25 protein-coding genes are annotated in these 26,803 nt (G+C 55.9%); 18 read left to right on the forward strand and 7 right to left on the reverse strand.

Going from position 1 to position 26,803, the window contains the following annotated elements; translation table 11 throughout:
- The first annotated feature begins 5 nt into the window (after window positions 1–5).
- The 3 genes from uvrD to corA all read left to right on the forward strand — a co-directional run bounded on the left by uvrD (window position 6) and on the right by corA (window position 3,475).
- Window positions 6–2,168, forward strand: coding sequence for a DNA helicase II (gene uvrD, locus ACQ3G7_RS23335; protein ID WP_134319223.1), 2,163 nt, complete (start codon window positions 6–8; stop codon window positions 2,166–2,168).
- A 148-nt stretch (window positions 2,169–2,316) separates the two neighbouring features.
- Complete coding sequence (gene ysgD / locus ACQ3G7_RS23340) at window positions 2,317–2,373, forward strand: YsgD/CorL family protein (protein WP_411554294.1); 57 nt, start codon at window positions 2,317–2,319, stop codon at window positions 2,371–2,373.
- Window positions 2,374–2,524: 151 nt separating this feature from the next.
- Window positions 2,525–3,475 carry a magnesium/cobalt transporter CorA gene (corA, locus tag ACQ3G7_RS23345; protein ID WP_039055048.1) on the forward strand — a complete coding sequence of 317 codons (951 nt, stop codon included), beginning with the start codon at window positions 2,525–2,527 and terminating at the stop codon, window positions 3,473–3,475.
- Window positions 3,476–3,515: 40 nt separating this feature from the next.
- Here corA and ACQ3G7_RS23350 read toward each other — a convergent pair whose 3' ends face one another.
- The 4 genes from ACQ3G7_RS23350 to yigI all read right to left on the reverse strand — a co-directional run bounded on the left by ACQ3G7_RS23350 (window position 3,516) and on the right by yigI (window position 5,887).
- Entirely contained in the window at window positions 3,516–3,908 is a 393-nt protein-coding gene (locus ACQ3G7_RS23350) for a DUF2628 domain-containing protein (RefSeq protein ID WP_430892542.1), read from the reverse strand.
- Between the two features lie 9 nt (window positions 3,909–3,917).
- Window positions 3,918–4,328, reverse strand: a complete 411-nt coding sequence (locus tag ACQ3G7_RS23355; RefSeq protein ID WP_263098534.1) for a hypothetical protein — start codon at window positions 4,326–4,328, stop codon at window positions 3,918–3,920.
- Between the two features lie 143 nt (window positions 4,329–4,471).
- Entirely contained in the window at window positions 4,472–5,368 is an 897-nt protein-coding gene (gene rarD, locus ACQ3G7_RS23360) for an EamA family transporter RarD (protein WP_263098533.1), read from the reverse strand.
- 51 nt (window positions 5,369–5,419) lie between these two features.
- Complete coding sequence (yigI, locus tag ACQ3G7_RS23365; RefSeq protein ID WP_263098532.1) at window positions 5,420–5,887, reverse strand: acyl-CoA thioesterase YigI; 468 nt, start codon at window positions 5,885–5,887, stop codon at window positions 5,420–5,422.
- 160 nt (window positions 5,888–6,047) lie between these two features.
- Between yigI and pldA the strand changes: the two genes are divergently transcribed.
- From pldA to rhtC, 3 genes are all read left to right on the forward strand, one after another.
- Window positions 6,048–6,917 carry a phospholipase A gene (pldA, locus tag ACQ3G7_RS23370; protein ID WP_430892545.1) on the forward strand — a complete coding sequence of 290 codons (870 nt, stop codon included), beginning with the start codon at window positions 6,048–6,050 and terminating at the stop codon, window positions 6,915–6,917.
- Between the two features lie 68 nt (window positions 6,918–6,985).
- A complete protein-coding gene (gene recQ / locus ACQ3G7_RS23375; protein ID WP_263098530.1) occupies window positions 6,986–8,812 on the forward strand; it encodes an ATP-dependent DNA helicase RecQ in 1,827 nt (608 codons plus the stop codon).
- 61 nt (window positions 8,813–8,873) lie between these two features.
- Window positions 8,874–9,494: a threonine export protein RhtC gene (gene rhtC, locus ACQ3G7_RS23380; protein WP_088237727.1), complete on the forward strand. Its 621-nt coding sequence runs from the start codon at window positions 8,874–8,876 to the stop codon at window positions 9,492–9,494.
- A 42-nt stretch (window positions 9,495–9,536) separates the two neighbouring features.
- On the opposite strand, the gene rhtB is transcribed toward rhtC, so the two are convergent.
- Window positions 9,537–10,157: a homoserine/homoserine lactone efflux protein gene (gene rhtB / locus ACQ3G7_RS23385; protein WP_263098529.1), complete on the reverse strand. Its 621-nt coding sequence runs from the start codon at window positions 10,155–10,157 to the stop codon at window positions 9,537–9,539.
- Between the two features lie 109 nt (window positions 10,158–10,266).
- Between rhtB and pldB the strand changes: the two genes are divergently transcribed.
- The 3 genes from pldB to ACQ3G7_RS23400 all read left to right on the forward strand — a co-directional run bounded on the left by pldB (window position 10,267) and on the right by ACQ3G7_RS23400 (window position 13,093).
- Window positions 10,267–11,259, forward strand: a complete 993-nt coding sequence (gene pldB, locus ACQ3G7_RS23390) for a lysophospholipase L2 (protein ID WP_430892548.1) — start codon at window positions 10,267–10,269, stop codon at window positions 11,257–11,259.
- Window positions 11,260–11,284: 25 nt separating this feature from the next.
- Window positions 11,285–12,085: a sugar/pyridoxal phosphate phosphatase YigL gene (gene yigL / locus ACQ3G7_RS23395; protein WP_430892550.1), complete on the forward strand. Its 801-nt coding sequence runs from the start codon at window positions 11,285–11,287 to the stop codon at window positions 12,083–12,085.
- 108 nt (window positions 12,086–12,193) lie between these two features.
- Window positions 12,194–13,093 (forward strand): carboxylate/amino acid/amine transporter, encoded by a 900-nt coding sequence (locus tag ACQ3G7_RS23400; protein ID WP_263098526.1) that lies wholly within the window; start codon window positions 12,194–12,196, stop codon window positions 13,091–13,093.
- Here ACQ3G7_RS23400 and metR read toward each other — a convergent pair.
- Window positions 12,981–13,934, reverse strand: coding sequence for an HTH-type transcriptional regulator MetR (metR, locus tag ACQ3G7_RS23405; RefSeq protein ID WP_430892552.1), 954 nt, complete (start codon window positions 13,932–13,934; stop codon window positions 12,981–12,983). The two genes, ACQ3G7_RS23400 and metR, sit on opposite strands and share 113 nt — an antisense overlap.
- A 233-nt stretch (window positions 13,935–14,167) precedes the next feature.
- Between metR and metE the strand changes: the two genes are divergently transcribed.
- From metE to ACQ3G7_RS23425, 4 genes are all read left to right on the forward strand, one after another.
- A complete protein-coding gene (metE, locus tag ACQ3G7_RS23410) occupies window positions 14,168–16,429 on the forward strand; it encodes a 5-methyltetrahydropteroyltriglutamate--homocysteine S-methyltransferase (RefSeq protein ID WP_430892554.1) in 2,262 nt (753 codons plus the stop codon).
- A 129-nt stretch (window positions 16,430–16,558) separates the two neighbouring features.
- Window positions 16,559–17,536 (forward strand): ABC transporter substrate-binding protein, encoded by a 978-nt coding sequence (locus ACQ3G7_RS23415; protein ID WP_430892556.1) that lies wholly within the window; start codon window positions 16,559–16,561, stop codon window positions 17,534–17,536.
- Between the two features lie 12 nt (window positions 17,537–17,548).
- Window positions 17,549–19,252 (forward strand): ABC transporter permease, encoded by a 1,704-nt coding sequence (locus ACQ3G7_RS23420; protein ID WP_430892558.1) that lies wholly within the window; start codon window positions 17,549–17,551, stop codon window positions 19,250–19,252.
- Window positions 19,240–20,259 (forward strand): ABC transporter ATP-binding protein, encoded by a 1,020-nt coding sequence (locus tag ACQ3G7_RS23425; RefSeq protein ID WP_263098521.1) that lies wholly within the window; start codon window positions 19,240–19,242, stop codon window positions 20,257–20,259. The genes ACQ3G7_RS23420 and ACQ3G7_RS23425 overlap by 13 nt, the downstream gene beginning before the upstream one ends.
- 24 nt (window positions 20,260–20,283) lie before the next feature.
- On the opposite strand, the gene ACQ3G7_RS23430 is transcribed toward ACQ3G7_RS23425, so the two are convergent.
- A complete protein-coding gene (locus tag ACQ3G7_RS23430) occupies window positions 20,284–21,090 on the reverse strand; it encodes a dienelactone hydrolase family protein (RefSeq protein WP_430892561.1) in 807 nt (268 codons plus the stop codon).
- 260 nt (window positions 21,091–21,350) lie between these two features.
- Between ACQ3G7_RS23430 and udp the strand changes: the two genes are divergently transcribed.
- From udp to ubiB, 5 genes are all read left to right on the forward strand, one after another.
- Window positions 21,351–22,112 carry a uridine phosphorylase gene (udp, locus tag ACQ3G7_RS23435; RefSeq protein WP_088237734.1) on the forward strand — a complete coding sequence of 254 codons (762 nt, stop codon included), beginning with the start codon at window positions 21,351–21,353 and terminating at the stop codon, window positions 22,110–22,112.
- A gap of 156 nt (window positions 22,113–22,268) precedes the next feature.
- Window positions 22,269–23,705: a DNA recombination protein RmuC gene (rmuC, locus tag ACQ3G7_RS23440; RefSeq protein ID WP_430892583.1), complete on the forward strand. Its 1,437-nt coding sequence runs from the start codon at window positions 22,269–22,271 to the stop codon at window positions 23,703–23,705.
- A gap of 66 nt (window positions 23,706–23,771) precedes the next feature.
- Window positions 23,772–24,527 carry a bifunctional demethylmenaquinone methyltransferase/2-methoxy-6-polyprenyl-1,4-benzoquinol methylase UbiE gene (gene ubiE / locus ACQ3G7_RS23445; RefSeq protein ID WP_263098517.1) on the forward strand — a complete coding sequence of 252 codons (756 nt, stop codon included), beginning with the start codon at window positions 23,772–23,774 and terminating at the stop codon, window positions 24,525–24,527.
- An 11-nt stretch (window positions 24,528–24,538) separates the two neighbouring features.
- Window positions 24,539–25,144, forward strand: coding sequence for a ubiquinone biosynthesis protein UbiJ (ubiJ, locus tag ACQ3G7_RS23450; RefSeq protein WP_263098516.1), 606 nt, complete (start codon window positions 24,539–24,541; stop codon window positions 25,142–25,144).
- A complete protein-coding gene (gene ubiB, locus ACQ3G7_RS23455) occupies window positions 25,141–26,781 on the forward strand; it encodes a ubiquinone biosynthesis regulatory protein kinase UbiB (protein WP_430892564.1) in 1,641 nt (546 codons plus the stop codon). The genes ubiJ and ubiB overlap by 4 nt, the downstream gene beginning before the upstream one ends.
- The last annotated feature ends 22 nt before the right edge of the window (window positions 26,782–26,803 follow it).

Below are 26,803 nucleotides of genomic sequence, written 5' to 3' on the forward strand. Positions count from 1 at the left end.
TGCCCATGGACGTTTCTTATCTGCTCGACAGCCTCAATGACAAACAACGCGACGCCGTAGCGGCGACGCGCAGCAATATGCTGGTGCTGGCGGGCGCGGGGAGCGGTAAGACGCGTGTGCTGGTGCACCGCATCGCCTGGTTGATGACCGTAGAAAATTGCTCGCCTTATTCGATTATGGCGGTCACGTTTACCAACAAAGCGGCAGCAGAAATGCGCCACCGTATTGGCCAACTGATGGGCACATCCCAGGGGGGAATGTGGGTTGGCACATTCCATGGGCTGGCGCACCGCCTGTTGCGCGCGCACCATATGGACGCCAATCTGCCGCAGGATTTTCAGATCCTTGATAGCGAAGATCAGCTCAGGTTACTTAAGCGTCTGATTAAAGCGATGAACCTTGATGAGAAGCAGTGGCCGCCGCGCCAGGCCATGTGGTACATCAACGGGCAGAAAGATGAAGGTATCCGCCCGCATCATATTCAAAGTTTCGGCAATCCGGTGGAGCAAACCTGGCAGAAAGTGTACCAGGCCTACCAGGAAGCCTGCGATCGCGCCGGGCTGGTGGATTTTGCCGAGCTGTTGCTGCGCGCCCATGAGCTGTGGCTGAACAAGCCGCACATTTTGCAGCACTACCGCGAGCGCTTTACCAATATCCTGGTGGACGAATTCCAGGATACCAACAACATTCAATATGCGTGGATCCGCCTGCTGGCGGGTGATACCGGCAAAGTGATGATCGTCGGCGACGATGACCAGTCCATTTACGGCTGGCGCGGTGCGCAGGTGGAAAACATCCAGCGTTTCCTGAAAGATTTCCCCGGCGCGGAAACCATCCGTCTGGAGCAAAACTACCGTTCCACCAGCAATATTCTCAGCGCCGCCAACGCCCTGATTGAAAACAACAACGGGCGTCTGGGCAAAAAGCTGTGGACCGATGGTGTCGACGGCGAGCCGATTTCGCTCTACTGCGCGTTCAACGAGCTGGATGAAGCCCGTTTTGTGGTTAACCGTATCAAAACCTGGCAGGATAACGGCGGAGCGCTGGAAAAATGCGCCATTCTCTATCGCAGCAACGCCCAATCGCGTGTTCTGGAAGAGGCGCTGTTGCAGGCGAGTATGCCGTACCGCATTTATGGCGGTATGCGCTTCTTCGAACGCCAGGAAATCAAAGACGCGCTGTCGTATCTGCGTCTTATTGCCAATCGTAATGACGATGCTGCTTTCGAGCGCGTGGTGAATACCCCAACGCGCGGTATTGGCGATCGCACGCTGGATGTGGTGCGCCAGACCTCTCGCGACCGTCAGTTGACGCTGTGGCAGGCAACCCGTGAGCTGTTACAGGAAAAAGCACTGGCCGGGCGTGCAGCCAGCGCGCTGCAACGTTTCCTCGAATTGATTGACGCACTGGCGCAGGAGACGGCGGATCTGCCGCTGCATGTGCAAACTGACCGCGTGGTGAAAGATTCCGGCCTGCGCATGATGTACGAACAGGAAAAAGGCGAGAAAGGTCAGACGCGCATCGAGAACTTAGAGGAACTGGTCACGGCTACACGCCAGTTCAGCTACAACGAAGAAGACGAAGATTTAATGCCGCTGCAGGCTTTTCTCTCCCACGCTGCGCTGGAAGCGGGCGAAGGGCAGGCGGATACCTGGCAGGATGCCGTGCAACTGATGACGCTGCATTCGGCAAAAGGCCTGGAGTTCCCGCAGGTGTTTATCGTCGGGATGGAAGAGGGCATGTTCCCGAGCCAGATGTCGCTGGATGAAGGCGGGCGTCTGGAGGAGGAACGTCGACTGGCTTATGTGGGCGTCACCCGAGCGATGCAGAAGCTGACTCTCACCTACGCGGAAACCCGTCGTCTGTACGGCAAAGAGGTGTACCATCGTCCGTCGCGCTTTATTGGTGAACTGCCGGAAGAGTGCGTGGAAGAGGTGCGCCTGCGCGCCAGCATCAGCCGCCCGGTCAGTCATCAGCGCATGGGAACGCCGGTTGCGCAGAGCGACACCGGTTACAAGCTTGGTCAGCGTGTGCGCCATGCCAAGTTTGGCGAAGGCACGGTGGTGAACATGGAAGGCAGCGGCGAGCATAGCCGTTTGCAGGTGGCTTTCCAGGGGCAGGGCATTAAATGGCTGGTTGCGGCTTATGCGAAGCTCGAAACCGTGTAACTTTCAGAAAAATATCATTATTTTGCAATAATCTGCTAGCCTTATACGCTGAAGGGCAAATATTGCTCTTTCGCGTTTCGTTGCGTGTTGACGCTGCATTTTTGCTGGCGTAACATGCGCGCACGATCACGCTAAGAGGACATTCGCCTTGGACACACCCAGTAGATACTGGCTCAATTTCCTGTTGTTCAGGAACAACTCCTAAGGCTATCTCCTCATGCTGATAGCCTTAGAGGTTGTCAGCGACTCGCTTTGTCCCCGTCGCGCTGAGTCAGGCTGTTTAATGGTCTGAAACCCCTGTCGTTTCTGTGTGCCCTCCGAACTGTCCGATATTTTTTGCATTGGGAGTCCCGGCCATGCTGAGCGCATTTCAACTGGAAAACAATCGTTTAACCCGCCTTGAGGCTGACGAAATCAAACACCTCGCCAGCTCTGTTTGGGTTGATTTGGTCGAGCCGGACGATGAAGAACGTACCCGCGTGCAAACGGAATTGGGCCAGAACCTGGCCACCCGACCTGAACTGGAAGACATCGAGGCGTCGGCGCGTTTTTTTGAAGACGAAGACGGTCTGCACATCCACTCCTTCTTCTTTTTTGAAGATGCGGAAGATCATGCAGGCAACTCAACGGTAGCATTCACCATTCGCGAAGGCCGCCTGTTCACACTGCGTGAACGGGAACTGCCGGCATTTCGCCTCTATCGTATGCGCGCCCGCAGCCAGGAAATGGTGGACGGCAACGCCTACGAACTGCTGCTGGATCTGTTCGAAACGAAAATCGAACAGCTGGCTGATGAAATCGAAAACATTTACAGCGATCTGGAAAAGCTGAGCCGGGTGATTATGGAAGGCCAGCAGGGCGATGAGTATGACGAAGCGCTTTCAACGCTGGCAGAGCAGGAAGATATCGGCTGGAAGGTCCGCCTCTGTTTGATGGATACCCAACGCGCGCTGAACTTCCTGGTGCGCAAAGCGCGTTTGCCGGCGGGTCAGCTGGAACAGGCCCGCGAGATCCTGCGCGATATCGAATCCCTGCTGCCACACAACGAATCGCTGTTCCAGAAAGTGAACTTCCTGATGCAGGCGGCAATGGGGTTCATCAATATTGAGCAGAACCGCATCATCAAGATCTTCTCGGTGGTTTCCGTCGTATTCCTGCCGCCGACGCTGGTGGCCTCCAGCTACGGGATGAACTTCGAGTTTATGCCGGAACTGCACTGGAGCTTTGGTTACCCTGGGGCGATTATCTTTATGATCCTCGCCGGGCTTGCGCCGTATCTCTACTTTAAACGCCGTAACTGGCTTTAACGATCGAAAAAAGGTTCAGCCTGTGCTGAACCTTTTTTATTCAGAAGCTCCAGTCCTGGATGCCCTTCGTTTTAAAATCGTAGTACCAGGTATTTGTCCGCAAGGCGACTATGGCATTTATCAGATAGCCCAGAAAGCCGACACCGGAAATAACCGCGAGCACAAACACCACAACGTTAAGCACTACGACCAGCAGCGCCTTTTTCCATAAGCCAAGAATAAAGAGATAAATAAACGGAAAGAAAAAGGCGAAGTAGTTCGTGGATACCTTTCTTTTCTGGCCGAAAGTCATCCCTTTAAAGGCTTCTTTCCACGCCGGGGAAGGTCCCCAAAATGCGGGATAACCGTGCTTTTCAAAGAATGCGAAGCGATACTTCCACTTGTCATTCAGCGATGCGTCATTTTGATAATCATAATTGCTGATAGTACTCATTTTCCTCTCCTAAATAGATATCCTGTCTATCGAATTTGTTTGTTTTTTTATCTGGGTCGGCGCCAGCATCAAGAAAAAGAACACCAGGCCGTCGTAGGCGCAGTAAATTCTCACGCCCAGCAGCATGCAGTCGTCATCGCCTACGTACCCGAGGCCGGCGACAACCAATGAGGCGAAATAAACGAGGATGGACGCAATAACGATATAACGGGCTTTCCCGCCGCTATCACGGCACCGTTGCGCATTGATGTTGATCTTCACCCAGGTGTAAATCAGGATGCAGAGCAGTGGCGCAACCGGCACGCTGGCCAGGCTAAAGAAGGCAAGTAAAAAGAGAATATGCAGAAGCAAAAAAATAAGGATATATGGCCCACGCATAAGGCACGTTTTGCCAGAAGGCAAAAAAATCCTGCGGATCATTTCCAATTCATCCTGAATGGCGTATATGACGAAGGCCGGAAATATAGCATTTCGGCATTTATATTCGATTAAGATAAATCTTAACTCTGAATATTTTGCGTATTTATAGATATCGGGCGGCTCTGTTCCGCCCGTTTAATTTATTATGCCTTTTTGCGAAAACCGCGTTGGGTATAAATGGCATCGATCACAAAGATAGCCAGCGCAATCCAGATAAAGCCAAAGGTCACCATTTTATCTGCACCCGGGTGCTCGCCATAGAACAGTACCGCCAGCAGGAACATTAACGTCGGGCCGATATACTGGAAAAAGCCGAGCGTCGACAGACGCAGACGTGTTGCCGCGCCGGTAAAGCAGAGCAGCGGTACGGTGGTGACGACGCCTGCGGCGATCAGCAACAGATTAAGCGACAGGCTGTTTTGCCCCATGTGACTGGTCGGGCTGTCCGTAATGCCGAACAGCCATATCGCCGCCACAGGCAGCAACCACAGCGTCTCTACCAGCATGCCGGTTTGCGCGTCGACGGCGATTTTTTTGCGTAGCAAGCCATAGAACGCGAAGCTAAATGCCAGACCCAGCGCAATGACGGGTAACGAACCAAAGGTCCACAGTTGCACCAGCACGCCGATACCGGCCAGTAACACCGCTAACCATTGCATCCGGCGAAAACGCTCGCCCAAAAACAGCATCCCCAGCAGGATATTCACCAGCGGGTTAATAAAGTAACCCAGGCTGGCTTCCAGCATATGGTTGTGGTTCACCGACCAGATAAACAGCAGCCAGTTACCGCCAATCAGCACGGCGGAAAGCGCTAACAACAGGATCTTTTTCGGGGTGTGCAGCAGGGTTTTAACGCTGTGCCACTGTCGGCTGACACTGATTAACGCCAGCATAAAGAAGAAAGACCAGATAACGCGGTGCGTCAGGATTTCGTCGGCCGGGACATACCAGATCACTTTGAAATAGGCCGGGGCGACACCCCAAATAAAATAGGCGGCCAGGGCGAGTAACACGCCCAGCCGCGTCTGTTTTGCATCCATCAGGAAAACTCTTGGCTGAAATGAACTCTAATGTTACCTGATTTTACCGCCTCACCCCACCATATAAGTGGCGGTGGCACTGGCGATATAGAGCTGCTCTTCGTTATGCAGCTCCACGCGAGCCACTGCCACTTTGTTACCTGCGCGCAGTAAACTGCTGCTGGCGGTAAAGCGGTTACCGCGCCCCGGACGCAGGTAATCGACGCGCAAATCGATGGTGCCCATCCGCGATAAGCGCTGGCGCAGCTCCTCTTCGCTGATGGTTTCATGACGCGTCAACGTGCTGCCGACGCACACCAGGCCCGCAGCGACATCCAGCGCCGAAGCGATAACGCCCCCATGCAAAATGCTCTGCGCCCAGTTACCCACCATCATGGGTTGATTGGTGAAACTCAACTGTGCGTACTCTTTTTCATAACGCTCCAGCTCCAGCCCTAACGCCCGGTTAAAAGGCATGTGGTAAACAAAAATCTCACCTACCGTTTTCAGGACTTCTTCCGCTGTGAGAACGACTGACATAATTATCTGATCCGATGAGTTAACAAAATGTTGATAATATGCTCATCGTTTGTTGATTTCCACTTTCAGAACCGATACATGAGCAGTTATTCAATAAATATGTAGAATGCTTGCGGGGAAGATATTCACGTCAACAATATGTTTTGGGAGCATCACACCAATGCGGACCTCTCTGGGTTGGCTTTTCGCAGTGCTTGCACTGCCATTTACGGTATACGCACAGGAAGCCACGGTAAAAGAAGTTCATGATACGCCCGCCGTGCGCGGCAGCATCATCGCCAATTTATTGCAGGAGCATGACAATCCCTTCACGCTCTATCCGTATGAATCCAACTACGTTATCTACACGGATACCAGCGATCTGAACAAAGAGGCTATCCGATCGTATAACTGGTCAGATAACGCGCGCAAAGATGAGGTGAAATTCCAGTTGAGCCTCGCGTTCCCGTTCTGGCGTGGGATCCTCGGGCCAAACTCCGTGTTTGGCGGCTCCTATACGCAAAAATCCTGGTGGCAGCTTTCAAACAGTTCTGAGTCTTCGCCGTTTCGCGAGACGAACTATGAACCGCAGTTGTTCCTGGGTTTTGCGACCGATTATGAACTGGCTGGCTGGACCCTGCGTGACGTGGAATTCGGTTTTAACCATGACTCGAATGGCCGCTCCGACCCGACGTCCCGTAGCTGGAACCGTCTTTATACGCGCCTGATGGCGCAAAATGGCAACTGGCTGGTCGAACTGAAACCGTGGTATGTGGTGGGGTCAACGGATGATAACCCGGACATCACCAAATATATGGGCTATTACCAGTTGAAAATCGGCTACCAGTTGGGGGATGCGATCCTCAGCGCAAAAGGCCAATATAACTGGAACACCGGCTATGGCGGCGCGGAAATTGGTTTAAGCTACCCCGTCACCAAACACGTGCGCCTTTATACCCAGGTGTATAGTGGCTACGGCGAATCGCTGATTGACTATAACTTTAATCAAACGCGTGTTGGCGTAGGCGTGATGCTTAACGATCTGTTTTAAAGCATTGCAGTTTCCGGCGCAGGCGCTGAAAATAGCGCCTGTTTTTATTTCAGGCAGATGGGGTCATTGTGGCGCAGGCGGAAGTATTGAATCAGGAATCGCTGGCTAAACAGGTTTTGCAAGAAACCTTTGGCTACCAGCAGTTCCGCCCGGGCCAGCAGGACATCATCGACACGGTGCTTGGCGGTCGCGACTGCCTGGTGGTGATGCCAACAGGCGGCGGGAAATCGCTGTGCTACCAGATCCCGGCGCTGGTATTGGATGGTCTGACGGTGGTGGTATCACCGCTGATCTCATTGATGAAAGACCAGGTCGATCAACTCCTTGCCAACGGTGTGGCGGCGGCGTGCCTGAATTCGACCCAAAGCCGCGAGCAGCAGTTTGAGGTGCTCGCGGGGTGTCGCAACGGGCACATCCGTTTGTTGTACATCGCCCCCGAACGCCTGATGCTCGACAACTTCCTCGATCAGCTTCGCCAGTGGAACCCGGTATTGCTGGCGGTGGATGAAGCGCACTGTATTTCCCAATGGGGGCACGATTTCCGCCCGGAATACGCTGCGCTGGGCCAGTTGCGCCAGATGCTCCCCGCCGTGCCGTTTATGGCGCTGACCGCCACGGCGGACGACACTACCCGCCGCGATATTGTTAATCTGCTGGGGCTCAACGACCCGCTTATTCAGGTCAGCAGCTTCGATCGCCCTAACATCCGCTACATGCTGATGGAAAAATTCAAGCCGCTTGATCAGCTCCTGCGCTATGTCCAGGAGCAACGCGGCAAATCCGGCATTATTTACTGCAACAGTCGCGCGAAAGTGGAAGACACCGCCGCTCGTCTGCAAAGCCGCGGTTTTAGCGCTGCTGCCTACCATGCGGGTCTGGAGAACGATGTGCGCGCACGCGTGCAGGAGCAGTTCCAGCGCGACGATCTGCAAATCGTGGTGGCGACGGTGGCGTTCGGGATGGGCATCAATAAACCCAACGTCCGTTTTGTGGTGCATTTCGACATTCCGCGCAATATCGAATCCTATTATCAGGAAACTGGCCGCGCCGGGCGTGATGGCCTGCCAGCGGAAGCGATGCTGTTTTACGATCCGGCGGATATGGCGTGGCTGCGTCGTTGCCTGGAGGAGAAACCCGCCGGGCCGCTACAGGATATTGAACGGCATAAACTTAACGCGATGGGCGCGTTTGCTGAAGCGCAAACCTGCCGTCGTTTGGTGCTGCTGAATTACTTTGGCGAAGGGCGACAGGAGCCGTGCGGCAACTGTGATATTTGCCTCGATCCGCCACGCCAGTACGACGGCTTGCAGGATGCGCAAAAAGCACTGTCGGCGATTTATCGCGTGAACCAGCGCTTTGGGATGGGGTACGTGGTGGAAGTGCTGCGCGGCGCCAATAATCAGCGGATCCGCGAAATGGGGCACGACAAATTACCGGTCTACGGGATCGGGCGCGATCATAGCCATGAGCATTGGGTCAGCGTGATCCGCCAGTTGATCCATTTAGGTTTCGCCACGCAGAACATTGCCCAGCACTCTGCGTTGCAACTCACCGAAGCTGCGCGCCCGATATTGCGCGCGGACGTGCCGCTGATGTTGGCCGTGCCGCGTATGGCGGCGCTGAAGTCGAAAGTGATGCAAAAAGCGGCTGTCGGTAATTATGACCGCAAGCTGTTCGCCAAATTACGCAAGCTGCGTAAAGCCATCGCCGACGAAGAAAATATTCCGCCGTATGTTGTGTTCAACGATGCCACGCTGATTGAAATGGCCGAGCAGACGCCGCTGTCGCCTGGGGAAATGCTCAGCGTGAACGGCGTGGGAACGCGCAAGCTCGAACGTTTCGGCCAGGAGTTTATGGCGCTGATCCGCGCGCATGTCGATGGTGAAGAGGAGTAGTCAGCCCGCAGGAAAAGTGCGAGGATAATGACTCACTGAACTATTTCCCCGCGAGTTATCTATGTTGATGCTATTTCTCACCGTTGCGCTTGTGCACATTGTTGCACTGATGAGCCCCGGTCCGGATTTCTTCTTCGTCTCTCAAACTGCCGTAAGCCGCTCGCGCAAAGAAGCGATGATGGGCGTACTCGGTATCACCACCGGTGTCATGGTCTGGGCTGGCGTGGCGCTGCTTGGGCTGAACCTGATCCTCGAAAAAATGGCCTGGCTGCATAACATCATTATGGTGGGCGGCGGCTTGTACCTGTGCTGGATGGGGTATCAGATGCTGCGCGGGGCGCTGAAAAAAGAGCAGAAAAGCGGCGATGCGCCGCAGGTTGAGCTGGCGGCCAGCGGTCGCAGCTTTATGAAAGGCTTACTCACCAACCTCGCGAACCCGAAAGCGATCATCTATTTTGGTTCGGTGTTTTCGCTGTTTGTCGGCGACAGCGTGGGCGCGGGCGCACGTTGGGGCATCTTTGTGCTGATCGCGCTGGAAACATTCGCCTGGTTTACCGTGGTGGCCAGCCTTTTCGCTTTACCGAAAATCCGTCGTGGTTATCAACGCCTGGCGAAGTGGATCGACGGTTTTGCCGGTGCGCTGTTCGCCGGTTTTGGCATCCATCTGATCATCTCTCGTTAAGCCCGATTTGCCCGGTTAGCGTCGCGCCACCGGGCATCATCTTCAGGCGTGTCTTGCGGATGCCAGCAGCGCGCCGACCAGCATAAACAGCGAACCAAACACTTTGTTCAGCGCTTTCATTTGATGCGGGCCTTTGATCCATGCCGCAATGCGCTGCGCCAGCGTGGCATAACCAATCATCACAATAATATCCACGACAATGGTCGTGACGCCGAGCACCACATACTGCATCACCTGTGGCTGGTTTGGCACAATAAACTGTGGGAACAGCGCGGCAAGAAACACGATGCTTTTCGGGTTGGTCAGGTTTACAAACACCGCCCGCTTAAACAGACGCCCGCGCGACTGGGTTTGCGCCAGCGTATTGAGATCGATAGCGCCTGCGGCGCGCCATTGCTGGATCCCAAGCCAAATCAGGTACGCCGCGCCCGCCCATTTCAACACCTCGAATGCCAGCACTGAACGGGAAAACAGCGTTCCCAGACCCACGCCAACCAGCACGATATGAATGCCCAAACCGGTTTGTAGCCCGGCAATGGATGCTGCTGCACCGCGATAGCCATGGCTGATGGAGGTGGTCATGGTGTTGATTGCGCCAGAACCGGGGGACAGGCTCAGGATTAAGGATGTCAGCAGGTAGGCGAACCACCATTCGAAGGTCATGAGAAACTCCCTGGATGTCTGTTTTTATGCCACAATACGCTATTGTCAGCGGAATTTGCTATTGGTCACAAAAAAACGATTTTACATGGCTAACAGGGGCGAAATCCCAATGTTTCGGCAAAAAACGGCATGGGAAACCAGAGAAAAAGCGTTCGCGGCTTTTACCATGGGGCCACTGATGGACTTCTGGCGCTCGCGTGAAGAGGCGGAGTTTACCGGCGTGGATGATGTGCCGGTGCGTTTTGTCCGGTTTCGCGCACAGGGTAACGATCGCCTGATTGTCGTCTGCCCTGGCCGCATTGAAAGTTATGTGAAGTATGCGGAACTGGCGTACGACCTGTTCCACCTCGGTTTTGATGTGTTGATTCTCGATCACCGCGGTCAGGGGCGCTCCGGGCGAATGCTGCCGGACACACACCGTGGTCATGTGGTTAATTTTAGCGATTATGTCGATGATTTGGCGGCCTTCTGGGATCAGGAAGTCGCCAGTGGGCCGTGGCGTAAACGCTATATTCTGGCGCACTCAATGGGTGGTGCAATATCTGAACTCTTTTTGCAGCGTTACCCACAGGCGTGCGATGCCATTGCGCTGTGTGCGCCGATGTTCGGCATTATCATTCGCCTGCCGGAGTGGATGGTGCGCCCCTTGCTCGACTGGGCGGAGAGCTACCGCAGCATCCGCGAGGGCTATGCCATCGGTACCGGAAGCTGGCGCGCGTTGCCCTTCGCCATTAACGTGCTGACGCACAGCCGTGAACGCTACCGGCGCAACCTGCGTTTTTACGCCGATGAGCCGAAACTCCGCGTTGGCGGGCCGACCTGGCACTGGGTGCGGGAAGGTATTCAGGCGGGTGAGCAGGCGCTGGCGGGCGCGGAAAAAGATATCACCCCAACACTGATTGTTCAGGCAGAAGAGGACCATGTGGTGGATAACCGCATGTTGCAACGCTTCTGCGACATTCGCGCTGCGACAGGCCACCCCTGTGAAGGAGGCAAACCGCTTGTCATACAAGGCGCGTACCATGAGATCCTTTTCGAAAAGGACGCTATGCGCTCGGTCGCGCTCAACGCCATCGTCGAATTCTTCGACCGGCATAACTGATGACTTATCGAGGTTAAATTTTCTTATGTACCAGGTTGTTGCGTCTGATTTAGATGGCACGTTACTCTCTCCCGATCACACACTGTCGCCTTTCGCCAAAGAAACGTTAAAACTGCTGACCGCGCGCGGCGTCAACTTTGTTTTCGCCACCGGTCGCCATCATGTGGACGTCGGGCAAATCCGCGATAATCTGGGCATTAAAGCCTATATGATTACCTCCAACGGCGCGCGCGTGCACGATACCGACGGCCATCTGGTATTTACCCATAATCTGGATCGCGATATTGCCGCCGATCTGTTCGGCGTGGTGCATAACGAACCGGATATTGTGACTAACGTCTACCGCGATGATGAGTGGTTTATGAACCGCCACCGCCCGGATGAGATGCGCTTCTTCAAAGAAGCGGTGTTCCAGTACTCCCTGTATGAACCTGGAATGCTGGAGACCGACGGTATCAGCAAAGTTTTTTTCACCTGCGAAAGCCATGAAAAACTGCTGCCGCTGGAGCAGGCGATTAACGCACGCTGGGGCGATCGCGTGAACGTCAGCTTCTCTACGCTGACCTGTCTGGAAGTGATGGCGGGCGGCGTTTCGAAAGGGCATGCCCTGGAAGCGGTGGCCGGTGCGCTGGGCTACAGCCTGAAAGAGTGCATCGCATTTGGCGATGGCATGAACGATGCCGAAATGCTGTCGATGGCGGGCAAAGGCTGCATTATGGGCAATGCCCATCAGCGCCTGAAAGAGCTGCACCCGGAGCTTGAGGTGATCGGCACCAATGCCGACAACGCCGTGCCGAATTATCTGCGCAAGTTGTTCCTCGAGTGATTAACATTGACGTGTGGTTATTTATTAATCACACGTCAACTAAAAACTCAAACTTTGCACAACTGAGTTCGCTACAATGCGTGTTCACTAATCTGAGAGACATTCATTGTGGCGTTACTGATCATCACCACGATCCTGTGGGCCTTTTCCTTTAGCCTGATTGGCGAATACCTGGCCGGTCATGTCGACAGCTACTTCTCCGTGCTGATGCGCGTGGGGCTGGCGGCGCTGGTATTTTTACCGTTCCTGCGCGCGCGTGGCCATAACCTCAAAACCCTCGGGCTGTATATGCTGGTGGGGGCGCTGCAACTGGGCATTATGTATCTGTTCAGCTTTCAGGCGTATCTCTATCTGACCGTGTCTGAATTCCTGTTGTTTACGGTCTTTACGCCGCTGTATATCACCCTGATTTACGATCTACTGAGCAAGCGCCGGCTGCGCTGGAGCTACGCGCTGAGCGCCGGGCTGGCGGTGATTGGCGCGGCGATCATCCGCTACGACAAAGTGAGCGATCACTTCTGGGTGGGGCTGATTCTGGTGCAACTGGCGAACATCAGCTTCGCCATCGGCATGGTGGGCTATAAACGCCTGATGGAGACGCGCCCGATGCCGCAGCATAACGCCTTTGCCTGGTTCTATCTCGGTGCGTTTGTGGTGGCAATTATTGCGTGGTTTGTGATGGGCAATCCGCAGAAGCTGCCGACCACGACGTTGCAGTGGAGCGTGCTGGTCTGGCTGGGCGTGGTGGCGTCCGGGCTGGGTTACTTTATGTGGAACTACGGCGCCACCCAGGTGGACGCCGGGACGCTCGGCATTATGAACAATGTGCACGTTCCCGCCGGGTTATTGGTGAATCTGGCTATCTGGCAGGAACAGCCGCACTGGCCGAGTTTTATTATGGGTGGTGCGGTGATAATGGCCTCGCTGTGGGTGCATCGGCGTTGGGTCGCTCCGCGCTCCGCACAAACGGCAGATGATCGCAAGCGTGGTTCCGCGCTGAGCGAATAAACGCTTCCGTGATCGGCTGACGCTGCTCGCCATCGCGCACGGCAGCGTACAACCGGCTCCACAATCCTTCACCCAGGGTCTTGGTCACCACCAGACCCTGGCGTTCAAAACTCTCCACGACCCAGTGCGGCAGCGCCGCGATCCCCATGCGCGCAGCAACCATCTGAATCAGCAGTAATGTGTTATCCACGCTTTTGAGCGACGGACTGATGCCAGCCGGTTGCAGAAAATGACGCCAGATATCAAGGCGGCTGCGCTGCACCGGGTAGATCAACAGCGTTTCGCCGGCAATATCGTCCGGCGTGATGCGCGCTTTCGCCGCCAGCGGATGCTCCGGCGCCAGTACCAGTCGCACCTCAAAATCAAACATCGGCGAATAGTGCAGACCGCTGCGCGGCAGGATGTCGGACGTCATCACCAGATCCAGCTCGCCCTGTTGCAGCGCAGGCTGCGGATCAAACGTCACGCCAGATTTGAAATCCATCTCAACCTGCGGCCAGTGCTGGCGAAAGTTCTCAAGCGCTGGCGTCAGCCACTGAATACAGCTGTGGCATTCAATAGCGATGCGCAGCGTGGTTTGCTGCGGTTCATTGCAGGATTGCAGCGCGCGACTGATTTGCGGCAGCACCTGATTGGCCAGTTGCAGCAGGATCTCGCCCTGTGGCGTAAAGCGTAATGGCTGGCTTTTACGCACAAAGAGCCGGAAGCCAAGGCGTTGTTCCAGATCGCTGAACTGGTGGGAAAGGGCGGATTGCGTCTGGTGCAGCGTCGCCGCCGCCGCCGCGAGCGACCCGCTGTTCCGTAACGCCTGCAGCGTTTTCAGGTGTTTAATCTCGATCATGAAAGTCCTTCACTCCGGCATGAACAATTTGCGCTTGAGGAATATACAGTACTTGCGAATTATAGATGTGTAAACATCTGGACGTCCAAAATCCTTCGTCTTTCGAATTAATGGTGCGTTGGCTTCACTCACGTCCCCCAGTCACTTACTTGAGTAAGCTCCTGGGGCTCCCTGAGTTTGCCGCCTTCCCTTAATCCGAAATCCTTTGGATTAACCTATTGAAGAGGCTAAAAATGACAATTCTTAATCACACCCTCGGTTTCCCTCGCGTTGGCCTGCGTCGCGAGTTGAAAAAAGCGCAAGAAAGCTACTGGGCGGGTAACGCCACCCGTGAAGAACTGCTGGCGGTAGGTCGTGAACTGCGCGCCCGCCACTGGGATCAGCAAAAAGCCGCTGGCATCGATCTGCTGCCGGTAGGCGACTTCGCCTGGTACGACCATGTTCTGACCACCAGCCTGCTGTTAGGCAACGTGCCGGCTCGTCATCAGAACAACGACGGCTCTGTTGATATCGACACCCTGTTCCGCATTGGCCGCGGTCGCGCACCCACCGGCGAGCCAGCCGCCGCCGCAGAAATGACCAAATGGTTTAACACCAACTACCACTACATGGTGCCGGAATTCAGTAAAGGCCAGCAGTTCAAACTGACCTGGACCCAGTTGCTGGATGAAGTCGATGAAGCACTGGCGCTGGGCCACAAGGTCAAACCGGTGCTGCTGGGGCCGGTCACGTATCTGTGGCTGGGCAAAGTTAAAGGTGAACAGTTTGACCGCCTGAGCCTGCTGGCCGACATTCTGCCGGTTTACAAACAGGTGCTCGCGGAACTGGCGAAACGCGGTATTGAGTGGGTGCAGATCGATGAACCCGCGCTGGTGCTGGAGCTGCCGCAGGCGTGGCTGGACGCGTTCAAACCGGCTTACGATGCGCTGGCAGGTCAGGTGAAACTGCTGTTGACCACCTACTTTGAAGGTGTGACCCCGAACCTTGATGTCATCACCGCGCTGCCGGTGCAGGGCCTGCATGTCGATCTGGTGCACGGTAACGACAATGTTGCTGAACTGCACACACGTTTGCCAGCCGACTGGCTGCTCTCCGCCGGCCTGGTGAATGGCCGTAACGTCTGGCGCGCCGATCTGACGGAAAAATACGCGCAAATTAAAGACATTGTCGGCCAACGTGCGCTGTGGGTGGCTTCTTCCTGCTCGTTGCTGCACAGCCCGATCGATCTGAGTGTTGAAACGCGGCTTGATGCGGAAGTGAAGAGCTGGTTTGCCTTTGCCCTGCAAAAATGCCAGGAGCTGGCGCTGCTGCGCGATGCGCTGAACAGCGGCAACACCAAGCAATTGAATGAATGGAGCGCCCCAATCCAGGCGCGTCGCCACTCTACCCGTGTACATAACACGACGGTGGCCAAACGTCTGGCGGCGATAACCGCGCAGGACAGCCAGCGCGACAACCCGTACGCCGAGCGTGCGCAGGCGCAGCGCCAGCGCTTTAACCTGCCAGCATGGCCGACCACGACCATCGGGTCATTCCCGCAGACTACCGAGATTCGCGGTCTGCGTCTGGATTTCAAACAGGGACGTTTGGACGCGGGCAACTACCGCACCGGCATTGCCGAACATATCAAACAGGCCATTGTGGAGCAGGAGCGTCTTGGTCTGGATGTGTTGGTGCACGGTGAAGCGGAACGTAACGACATGGTGGAGTACTTTGGCGAGCACCTGGACGGTTTTGTCTTCACGCAAAACGGCTGGGTACAGAGCTACGGCTCCCGCTGCGTCAAGCCACCTGTCGTGATCGGCGACGTGAGCCGCCCGGAAGCGATCACGGTGGAGTGGGCGAAGTATGCGCAGTCACTGACCGACAAACCGGTAAAAGGCATGCTGACCGGTCCGGTTACCATTCTCTGCTGGTCGTTCCCGCGTGAAGACGTGAGCCGCGAAACCATTGCCAAACAGATTGCCCTGGCGTTGCGTGACGAAGTGGCGGACCTGGAAGCGGCGGGCATCGGCATTATTCAGATCGACGAACCGGCACTGCGTGAAGGTTTGCCGCTGCGCCGTAGCGACTGGGATGCGTATCTCGCCTGGGGTGTAGAAGCGTTTCGTATCAACGCCGCGGTGGCGAAAGATGACACGCAGATCCACACCCACATGTGTTACTGCGAGTTCAACGACATCATGGATTCTATTGCGGCGCTGGATGCGGACGTGATCACCATTGAAACCTCGCGTTCTGACATGGAGTTGCTGGAGTCGTTCGAAGAGTTCGAATACCCGAACGAAATCGGACCGGGCGTGTATGACATTCACTCGCCAAACGTGCCAAGCGTGGAGTGGATTGAAGCGCTGTTGCAGAAAGCGGCGCAGCGCATTCCGGCGGAACGCCTGTGGGTAAACCCGGATTGCGGTCTGAAAACCCGTGGCTGGCCGGAAACACGCAGCGCGCTGGCGAACATGGTGAAAGCAGCGCAGAACCTGCGCCAGGCCTAAGCCTTCTCGCGCCGCCAGCGGTAAAGCCGGCGGCGCGTTATCCTCTGTAATGCGCTAACATCCCGTCAGTAACATTTCTGTCAAATTCCCTTGTTTTAATCATCGCAACGAAAACAAAGGGGACGAACCATGAGTAAAAAAAATGCGTTGGCGGCACTGTTGCTGGCAATCATGAGCGCATCGGCTTTTGCGAAATCCACGCTGACTCTCTACACCAGCCAACCGACGGAAGATGCGCAGGTTACCGTCAGCGCGTTCGAAAAAGCGCACCCGGATACGGAAGTGAAATGGATCCGTGACGGAACCAGCAAACTCATTGCCCGTCTGCAAGCGGAACTCGCCGCCGGAGGCGCTGCGCCAGATGTGCTGTTGATTGCCGACAGCGTCACCATGGAGTCCCTGAAACAACAACACTTGCTGGCCCCTTACTCCTCGCCGCAGGCTGCACGATTCGATGCGCAGCTCTATGATAAAGAAGGCTATTACTACGGCACGAAACTGATCACCACCGGCATTGCTTACCACAGCAAAGCGCCGGTCAAACCGACCTCCTGGCAGGATCTGCTCAAACCTGAACTGAAAAACATGACCACCTTGCCCAGCCCGCTATACTCCGGCGCGGCGCAGATTCATCAGGCGACACTGATGACGGATCCCTCGCTGGGTTGGGGCTATTACGAAAAGCTGAAAGAGAATGGCGCCATGCCGCAGAACGGTAACGGCGCGGTGATGAGCGCTATCACCTCCGGTAGCAAAGCGTATGGCGTGCTGGTGGATTACATGGCGATCCGCGAAAAAGCCAAAGGCGCGCCAATTGAGTTTGTGTTCCCGAAAGAGGGCGTCAGCATAGTCACCGAGCCGGTTGCGATGCTGAAAGGCGCGAAAAACCCGGAGGGAGCAAAAGCGTTTATCGACTTTGTGCTCTCTGACGAGGGGCAAAAACTGGTGCTGCAACAGGGTTATCTGCCTGCTGATGCCGCACTGCCGGTACCCACCGGTTTCCCGCCACGAGACAGCATCAAATTAATGCCTTTCGATGCGGCAAAAGCGCTGGCGGATACAGAAGCCAACAAAAAACGTTTTGCCGACCTGTTTGGAAACCGCTAACGGATGACCAGCATGACGCTGCGTCAGAACGCTGGCAGCGGCCCGGGTAAGGGGCTGATAGGACTATTATTGTGCCTTGTCGCCTTGCTCAGCGTATTGCCGAGCCTGCGCTTACTGCTCTCTGCGCTGCTCGACTGGCAACAGGGCAGCGACAGCAGTTTATGGCGTGTGTTGAGCAACCCGGCAACCTGGGTTGCGCTCTGGCACAGCGTCTATACCAGCGGGCTGGGTACGCTGCTTTCTCTGCTGCTGGGCGGCCTGTTCGCCTTTTGCCTGGCGTTGACTGACATCCGCATGAAACAGCTGTGGGTATTCCTGTTTATGCTGCCGATGATGATCCCCCCGCAGGTCACGGCCCTGAGCTGGCTGCAACTGTTTGGGCCGGGGAGCATTTTGCTCAATAGCCTCGGTCTGGCGCCTGGGTTTGGCAGCGCCAATCCGCTCTACTCGGCTGAAGGGATCGCGCTCCTGCTTGGTATTCAGCACGCGCCGCTGGTATTTCTGGCGCTGCGCACGCAGTTGCAATCGTTGCCGAAAGAGCATATTGAAGCTGCGCGTCTACACGGCGCGTCGCTGTGGCGGGTCTTTTTCGATATGGTATTGCCCTTGTGCCGCACTGCGCTGTGGGCCGGTGCGGCGATTGCATTTGTCTCTGCGCTGGGGAATTTTGGCATTCCGGCGATGCTGGGGATCCCCATCTCGTATTTTGTGCTGCCTGTGCATATCTACCAGACGCTTTCCAGCTTTGGCCCCTCCATGCTTAATGATGTCGCTGCGCTGTCGGTGCTGATGGGCTGCGTAGCGATTGGGATTGTCACGCTGCAAGGGCATATGCAACGGCGTTATGCTTTGCCGCTGATCGGCATGGCCGGGCAGGCGCTCGGTTTTACGCTCGGAAAATGGCGGCTGGTCACGGAAGCTCTGCTGGCGGTGATCTTGTGCGCCATTCTGCTTGCGCCGCTGTTGGCATTGATCGTCACGTCGTTGGTGCCCACGCTGGGCGTGCCGCTGAATAGCGATACGCTGACCTTTGCGGCCTGGCGCGGTATTTTCGATGTGCAGAGCGCCACCTGGCGCGCACTGACCAACAGTCTTTTTTTGTCTGTTTCCGCTGCCGTTATGTTGATGCTGCTGAGTTTGCCGCTGGCATGGCTGCTGGTGCGCTACCCCAACCGCGCGCTGCGCTGGCTGCACAGCCTGATCGACATTCCCTATACGCTTCCTGGCGTGGTGCTGGCGATTGCCTGCATTTTACTGTTCACCCGCCCGTTACCGCTGCTGGATATCAGCCTGAGCGGGACGCTGACGATTATCCTGTTTGCGTATCTTGCCCGCTTTCTGACGGTATGCCTGAAACCGGTGCACAGCAGCATGTTGCAACTGGATCCGGCCATGGAAGAAGCCGCCAGCCTGGCGGGGGCGAATTTCTCTCAGCGGCTGCGCCATATTGTGTTGCCGTTGCTGGCCCCTGCGGCGTTTGCGGGGGCGTTGCTGGTCTTCTTGACCGCTGTAAATGAACTGACCGTGTCGGCGTTGTTATGGAGCGCCGGAAAAGAGACGCTCGGCGTGGTGATTTTTAATCTCGATGAAAGCGGCAATAAGGTGCTGGCCTCGGCGATTTCTGTGCTGGTCGTGGCGTTGATCGCCTTGGTGATGCTGGCATTGAGCGCGCTTGGCCGCTACTTCCCCAAAGGAGTGATCCCATGGCAGAACTGAGACTGGAGCGCTTAAGCAAAGTCTTCGGCGGGCAAACCGTGGTGCGGGAATTAACGCTTACCCTTCCGCAGGGGGCGTTTACTGCGCTGTTGGGACCGAGCGGTTGCGGCAAAACCACCACGTTGCGCATTCTCGCCGGGCTGGAGCAGCTCAGCGCAGGGCGTTTGCTGTTAGGGGATCGCTTGTTAGCGGATGCCACCACCCATATGCCTCCGGAGCAGCGTGATATGGGGATGGTGTTTCAGTCCTACGCCCTGTGGCCCCATATGACGGTGGCGGAGAATGTCGGCTATCCGTTGAAGCTGCGTAAGGTGCAAGGGGCTGCGCGGCAGAAACAGGTTATGGCGGCGCTGGAGGTGGTTGAGCTTGGCGCGTATGCCGCGCGTTCGCCGCAGGAACTGAGCGGCGGGCAGCGGCAGCGGGTGGCGCTGGCGCGTTGCCTGGTTTCTGAACCGCAGGTGGTGCTGCTGGATGAGCCATTGGCTAACCTCGATCGCCATTTGCGCGCCACCATGGAGCAGACGTTCCGTGAGTTTCATCGGCGTACCGGCGCGACCTTTGTCTATGTCACGCACGATCAGGCAGAAGCAATGGCGTTAGCCAGCCATATTGCGGTGATGCATCAGGGTGAACTTAAACAGTGGGGCGCGCCGCAAGCGCTGTATCAGCATCCGCACAATGCCTGGGTTGCCCGCTTTATCGGCAAGGGCAGCGTACTCTCCCTCGCCACGCCAGCGGGCGTCAGGCAACTGGATAGTGCGTTGTTACACGAGGGCTTTGGCACGGGCGAGCGGCAGCAAGTCCTGATCCGCCCGGAGCATGTGCAGGTGGCTGATGACGGGTTGCGCGTTGAGGTGGAGAGTTGCGTCTATCTGGGCGAGCGTTACATGCTGGATTTGCGCCTGCACGATGGGCAAACGCTGAGTGCGTTTCATCATTCGCCGCTGTCTTTGCAACAGACGGTACACGTTCGTCTGACCCAGGGCTGGCGTCTGGAGGCGGCGTAACGTGTCGCCTCCAGCGCGATAACGTTATTTTTTGCCGTACTGCGCGAACCACGCCAGCATCCGCTGCCAGCCATCTTTTGCTGACTCTTCGTGATAACTCGGGCGGTAATCGGCGTTAAAGGCATGCCCCGCATCGGGGTAAACCACGATTTCCGCATTGGCGTTGGCAGCACGCAGGGCCTGGCGCATGGTTTCCACAGTGTCGACCGGGATCCCGGTATCCTGCGCACCATACAGACCCAGTACGGGCGCGCTGAGTTCGGTCGCGATATCCACCGGATGGTTCGGCGAGTTCAGCGATTTCTCTCCCACCAGTTTGCCATACCAGGCGACCGCTGCTTTCAGTTGCGGGTTATGCGCCGCGTACAGCCAGGCGATGCGCCCGCCCCAGCAAAAACCGGTGACCAGCAATTGGTGAGCGTTACCGCCGTTGCGCGCCGCCCAACTGGCGACATGATCGAGATCGGCCAGCACCTGCGCATCCGGCACTTTGTTGACCAGACCGCTGAGCAGCGTTGGTACATCGGGAAAATCATTGGCGTCGCCCTGGCGGAAATAGAGTTCCGGCGCAATGGCGAGGTAGCCCTCCAGCGCGAGACGGCGGCAGATATCGCGAATATGCTCATGCACGCCAAAGATCTCCTGCACCACAATCACGATGGGCAAGGGCGCGTCCGCATGTTTTGGACGCGCGTAAAAAGCGGGCATGTTTTCGCCCTGGGTCGGAATTGACGTTTCGCCTGCGATTAAGGCGTCTTCCGGCGTATGTACGATGGTTGAAGCGTGAGGTGAAGCTGCAGGTGCAAAGCCCGGCTGTTTATCCGTTGTCATGGCATTCTCCATACCCTTTATTAGCGCTTCAATAACTATAGACGGGAAGGCCTGTCGCGCGCGCAAATCACCTCGCTATAGACTATCTTTGCTGCTGAGTTGTCGGATGTAACATGTTAATGTGATGAATATCACTTTTTTATGGAAATCATGTGCAAGCATTTTCATTCCCGGTGATGCCAGTCACGAAATTAGGCGTATGCCTTCTGTAAAGTAGCTTTTTACCTCTTCCGATAAAACCGACCACAGAGGAGTCTGTTATGTCCAAGTCTGATGTTTTTCATCTCGGCCTCACCAAAAACGATTTACAAGGGGCTACGCTGGCTATCGTCCCTGGCGATCCGGAGCGTGTGGAAAAGATCGCCGCGCTGATGGAAAAGCCGGTCAAACTGGCATCGCATCGCGAATTTACCAGCTGGCGCGCTGAGCTCGACGGCAAACCGGTTATCGTGTGCTCCACCGGTATCGGCGGCCCGTCAACCTCTATTGCGGTGGAAGAACTGGCGCAGCTCGGTATTCGTACTTTCTTACGCGTGGGCACAACGGGCGCTATTCAGCCGCATATCAACGTCGGCGATGTGCTGATCACCACCGCTTCCGTGCGTCTTGACGGCGCCAGCCTGCACTTTGCGCCAATGGAGTACCCGGCGGTTGCTGACTTCGCGTGCACCACCGCACTGGTGGCAGCGGCAGAGGCTATTGGCGCGACTAAACACATTGGCGTGACGGCCTCTTCCGACACGTTCTACCCGGGCCAGGAGCGTTACGACACGTTCTCTGGTCGCGTAGTGAGCCGTTTTAAAGGTTCGATGGAAGAGTGGCAGTCAATGGGCGTGATGAACTATGAAATGGAATCCGCCACGCTGCTGACCATGTGTTCCAGCCAGGGGTTGCGCGCCGGGATGGTTGCCGGGGTGATCGTTAACCGCACCCAGCAGGAGATCCCGAACGCTGAAACCATGAAGCAAACGGAAAGCCACGCGGTGAAAATCGTTGTGGAAGCGGCGCGCCGTCTTCTGTAATTCTCCCTCCTGCTTTTAAAGGCCGACACGTTCGGCCTTTTCTTTTTGCGTACCTCCTCGCAGGAAAAGCCCTTCCAAACTGGACGTTTATACAGCACAATCCCCGACTGTATTGATGAGCAATCAGGGGGCGTGGTGGAGACTTCAATCATCGTTATGGCGGCGTTAGCGCTGGTGGGCCTGGTGGTCGGCTGGCTGGCGGCGAGCTGGCGTGGGGCGCAACAGCAGGCGGAGCTCCTCGCCGGGCAGCGCGATCTCTTTGGCGAACTCAGCGCTGCGCGCCAGCAGGTCGCTCAAAGCGAGCACTGGCGCAACGAGTGTGAACTGCTGAATAACGAGCTACGCAGCCTGCAGCACATCAACAGTTCGCTGGAGGCTGACCTGCGCGAAGTCACCACCCGACTGGAGTCAACCCAACTGCACGCGGAAGAGAAACTGCGCCAGATGCACAGCAGTGAGCAGCGCCTGACCGAACAGTTTGAAAACCTCGCCAACCGTATTTTTGAGCAGAGCAACCGTCGCGTGGATGAACAGAACCGTCAGAGTCTCAACGGCCTGCTGACACCGCTGCGTGAGCAGCTTGACGGTTTTCGTCGCCAGGTGCAGGAGAGCTTTGGCCAGGAAGCGCGGGAGCGCCACACGCTGGCCCACGAAATCCGCAATCTTCAGCAGCTCAATGCGCAGATGGCGCAGGAAGCCATCAACCTGACCCGGGCCTTAAAAGGCGATAACAAAACGCAGGGAAACTGGGGTGAGGTGGTGTTAACGCGGGTGCTGGAGGCTTCCGGTCTGCGTGAAGGTTATGAATACCAAACGCAGGTCAGCATTGAAAATGACAGCCGGGCGCGTATGCAACCGGATGTGATTGTCCGTTTACCGCAGGGTAAAGATGTGGTGATTGACGCCAAAATGACGCTGGTGGCCTATGAGCGTTATTTCAATGCCGACGATGAATTTACCCGCGAAGGCGCGTTGCAGGAGCATATCGCGTCGGTGCGTAATCATATTCGCCTGCTGGGGCGCAAAGATTATCAGCAGCTACCCGGCCTGCGCAGCCTCGACTATGTGCTGATGTTTATTCCGGTTGAGCCCGCGTTTCTGATTGCGCTCGACAGACAGCCCGAACTGATTACCGAGGCGTTAAAAAATAACATTATGCTGGTCAGCCCGACCACGCTGCTGGTGGCGCTGCGCACTGTCGCCAATCTGTGGCGTTATGAGCATCAGAGCCGCAATGCGCAACAGATTGCCGAGCGGGCGAGCCGTCTGTATGACAAAATGCGGCTGTTCGTTGACGACATGTCCTCCATTGGTCAAAGCCTGGATAAAGCGCAGGATAACTACCGTCAGGCGATGAAAAAGCTCAGCGGTGGGCGCGGCAATCTGCTGGCACAGGCTGAAGCATTTCGTGGCCTGGGGGTGGAGATCAAACGCGAGATTAATCCGGAATTAGCGGCGGAAGCGCAGGCGCAGGATGAGGAATCCCGGCTGCGAGCGGGCCAGGACGCGTTAAACGATCATAATGAAGACAACATATTAGATGCGGCGATAGCGGGCGATGCACCAGCGGGCAGCGCATCGTCGGGTGGTTGAATCGTAGGGCAATCGCGCCCAATCTGTTACACTTCACGAACAAATTCTTCAATAGCGGGCACTGAGATGGTGGAAGATTCAAAAGAGACGACGCACTTTGGTTTTCAGACCGTCGCCAAAGAGAATAAAGCCGAGATGGTGGCGCATGTTTTCCATTCGGTGGCGTCAAAATATGACGTAATGAACGATTTGATGTCGATGGGCATCCACCGTTTATGGAAGCGTTTTACGATTGATTGCAGCGGCGTTCGCCGCGGGCAAAAAGTCCTCGACCTGGCCGGTGGTACGGGCGACCTGACCGCTAAATTCTCCCGTCTGGTGGGCGAAACGGGGCAGGTTATCCTGGCGGATATCAACGACTCGATGCTGAAAATGGGGCGCGAAAAACTGCGCAACATCGGCGTGATCGGCAACGTTGACTATGTGCAGGCGAATGCCGAAGCGCTGCCGTTCCCGGACAACACCTTTGACTGCATCACCATCTCTTTCGGCCTGCGTAATGTGACCGAAAAAGAAAAAGCGCTGCGCTCTATGTTTCGCGTGCTTAAGCCTGGCGGTCGTCTGCTGGTGCTGGAGTTTTCCAAACCGATTATTGAGCCGCTGAGCAAAGCCTACGACGCCTACTCCTTCCATGTGCTGCCGCGTATTGGCCAGCTTGTCGCCAGCGACGCTGAAAGTTATCGCTACCTTGCTGAATCCATCCGTATGCATCCCGATCAGGAAACCCTGAAAGCGATGATGCAGGATGCGGGTTTCGAGAACGTCGATTATTACAATATGACCGCCGGTATCGTTGCCTTGCACCGTGGCTACAAATTCTGACAGGAGTGCGTATGCCCTTTAAGCCCATGGTGAACGCTGGCATTGAGCGCGCGCTGAATACGTTTCTCTACCGTGAAGGCGCGCTGAAACCGGCGCGTCAGCGTTTGCACGGCAAGGTATTGCGTATTGTGGTGCAGGAATTTTCCTCGCCGTTTGTGCTGGTGTTCAGCGAACGGCAGGTGGATGTCCTCGGCGTGTGGGAAGGCGAAGCTGATTGCTCCGTTATCACGCATCTGCAGGTGCTGCCAAAGCTGCGTAATCGCCAGCAACTGACCGCGCTTATCCGCAGCGGCGAGCTGGAAGTGCAGGGCGATATCCAGGTCGTGCAAAACCTGGTGTCGCTGCTGGATCTTGCCGAATTTGATCCTGCTGAAGTGCTGGCCCCGTGGACTGGTGATATCGCCGCGGAGGGTATCGGTAAAATTCTGCGCGGCGGCGCGCGTTTTCTTCGTCAGGGTTTTCAGCGCCAGCAGCGCTATGTCTCAGAAGTTCTTACGGAAGAGTGGCGTGTCGCGCCAGGCGCGCTGGAAGTTGCCTGGTTTGCGGAAGAGACGTCGGCCACCGAGCGTGCGGTGGACGCGTTGACGAAACGCCTGGATAAACTGGAGGGCAAATGACGCCAGGAGAACTACGGCGCCTCTATTTCATCATCCAGACCTTTTTAAGTTACGGGCTTGATGAGCTTATCCCCAAAATGCGCATTACCCTGCCGCTGCGACTCTGGCGACGGATGCTGTTCTGGATGCCGAACCGGCACAAAGAGAAAGCCCTTGGGGAACGCCTGCGTCTGGCCTTGCAGGAGCTGGGTCCGGTATGGATTAAATTCGGGCAAATGTTATCTACCCGCCGCGATTTATTTCCCCCGCTGATTGCCGACCAACTGGCGATGTTGCAGGATCGCGTTGCGCCTTTTGATGGTCATCTCGCAAAACGCCAGATCGAGCAGTCAATGGGCGGGATACCGATTGAAACCTGGTTTGACGACTTTGAGATCACGCCGCTGGCGTCCGCGTCGATTGCGCAAGTACACACCGCGCGCCTGAAAGAGAGCGGTAAAGAGGTGGTGATCAAAGTTATCCGCCCGGATATCCTGCCGGTGATCAAAGCCGATCTGAAGCTGATCTATCGCCTGGCGGGCTGGGTGCCTCGCTTATTGCCGGATGGTCGTCGCCTGCGCCCGCGCGAAGTGGTGCGCGAATACGAAAAGACGTTGATCGATGAACTGGATCTGCTGCGTGAAGCGGCGAATACTATCCAGCTGCGGCGTAATTTTGAAAACAGCCCGATGCTCTATGTGCCGGAGATTTACTCCGATTATTGCAGCCAGAACATGCTGGTAATGGAGCGCATCTACGGTATCCCGGTGTCCGATATTGCGGCGCTGGAAAAGAACGGCACCAATCTCAAATTGCTGGCGGAACGTGGTGTTCAGGTGTTTTTCACCCAGGTTTTCCGTGACAGCTTCTTTCATGCAGACATGCACCCCGGCAATATTTTCGTCAGCTACGCGCATCCGGAAGATCCGCAATATATCGGCATTGACTGCGGTATTGTGGGGTCGCTGAATAAAGAAGATAAGCGCTATCTGGCGGAGAACTTTATCGCCTTCTTCAATCGTGATTACCGCAAAGTCGCTGAACTGCATGTGGATTCTGGTTGGGTGCCGCCGGATACCAACGTTGAAGAGTTTGAGTTCGCGATTCGTACCGTTTGTGAACCTATCTTTGAAAAGCCGCTGGCGGAAATCTCGTTCGGCCACGTATTGCTTAATCTGTTTAATACCGCCCGGCGTTTTAATATGGAAGTGCAGCCGCAACTGGTGCTACTGCAGAAGACACTGCTTTATGTGGAAGGCGTAGGCCGTCAGCTCTACCCTCAGCTGGATCTGTGGAAGACCGCGAAACCTTTCCTCGAATCGTGGATCAAAGATCAGGTAGGCATTCCTGCGTTGATCAAAGCCTTTAAAGAAAAAGGACCGTTCTGGATCGAGAAAATGCCGGAACTTCCTGAGCTGATCTACAACGGCTTGCAGCACGGTAAGCATTTACAGCGTAGCGTTGATAAAATCGCCAGCGAACTGCAAACCAACCATATCAGGCAGGGGCAGTCACGCTATCTGTTCGCGATTGGTGCGACATTGCTGCTAAGTGGAACGCTGTTGCTGATTAATCGACCAGACTGGGGACTTTATCCTTTATGGTTAATGGCGGGCGGTGCAGCCGCCTGGCTGTTGGGCTGGCGCAAAACGCGCTGACGGTGACGGCGCTCGCGAGAGG

The organism is Kosakonia sp. N21 (genome assembly GCF_050587465.1).
Taxonomy (GTDB): Bacteria; Pseudomonadota; Gammaproteobacteria; order Enterobacterales; family Enterobacteriaceae.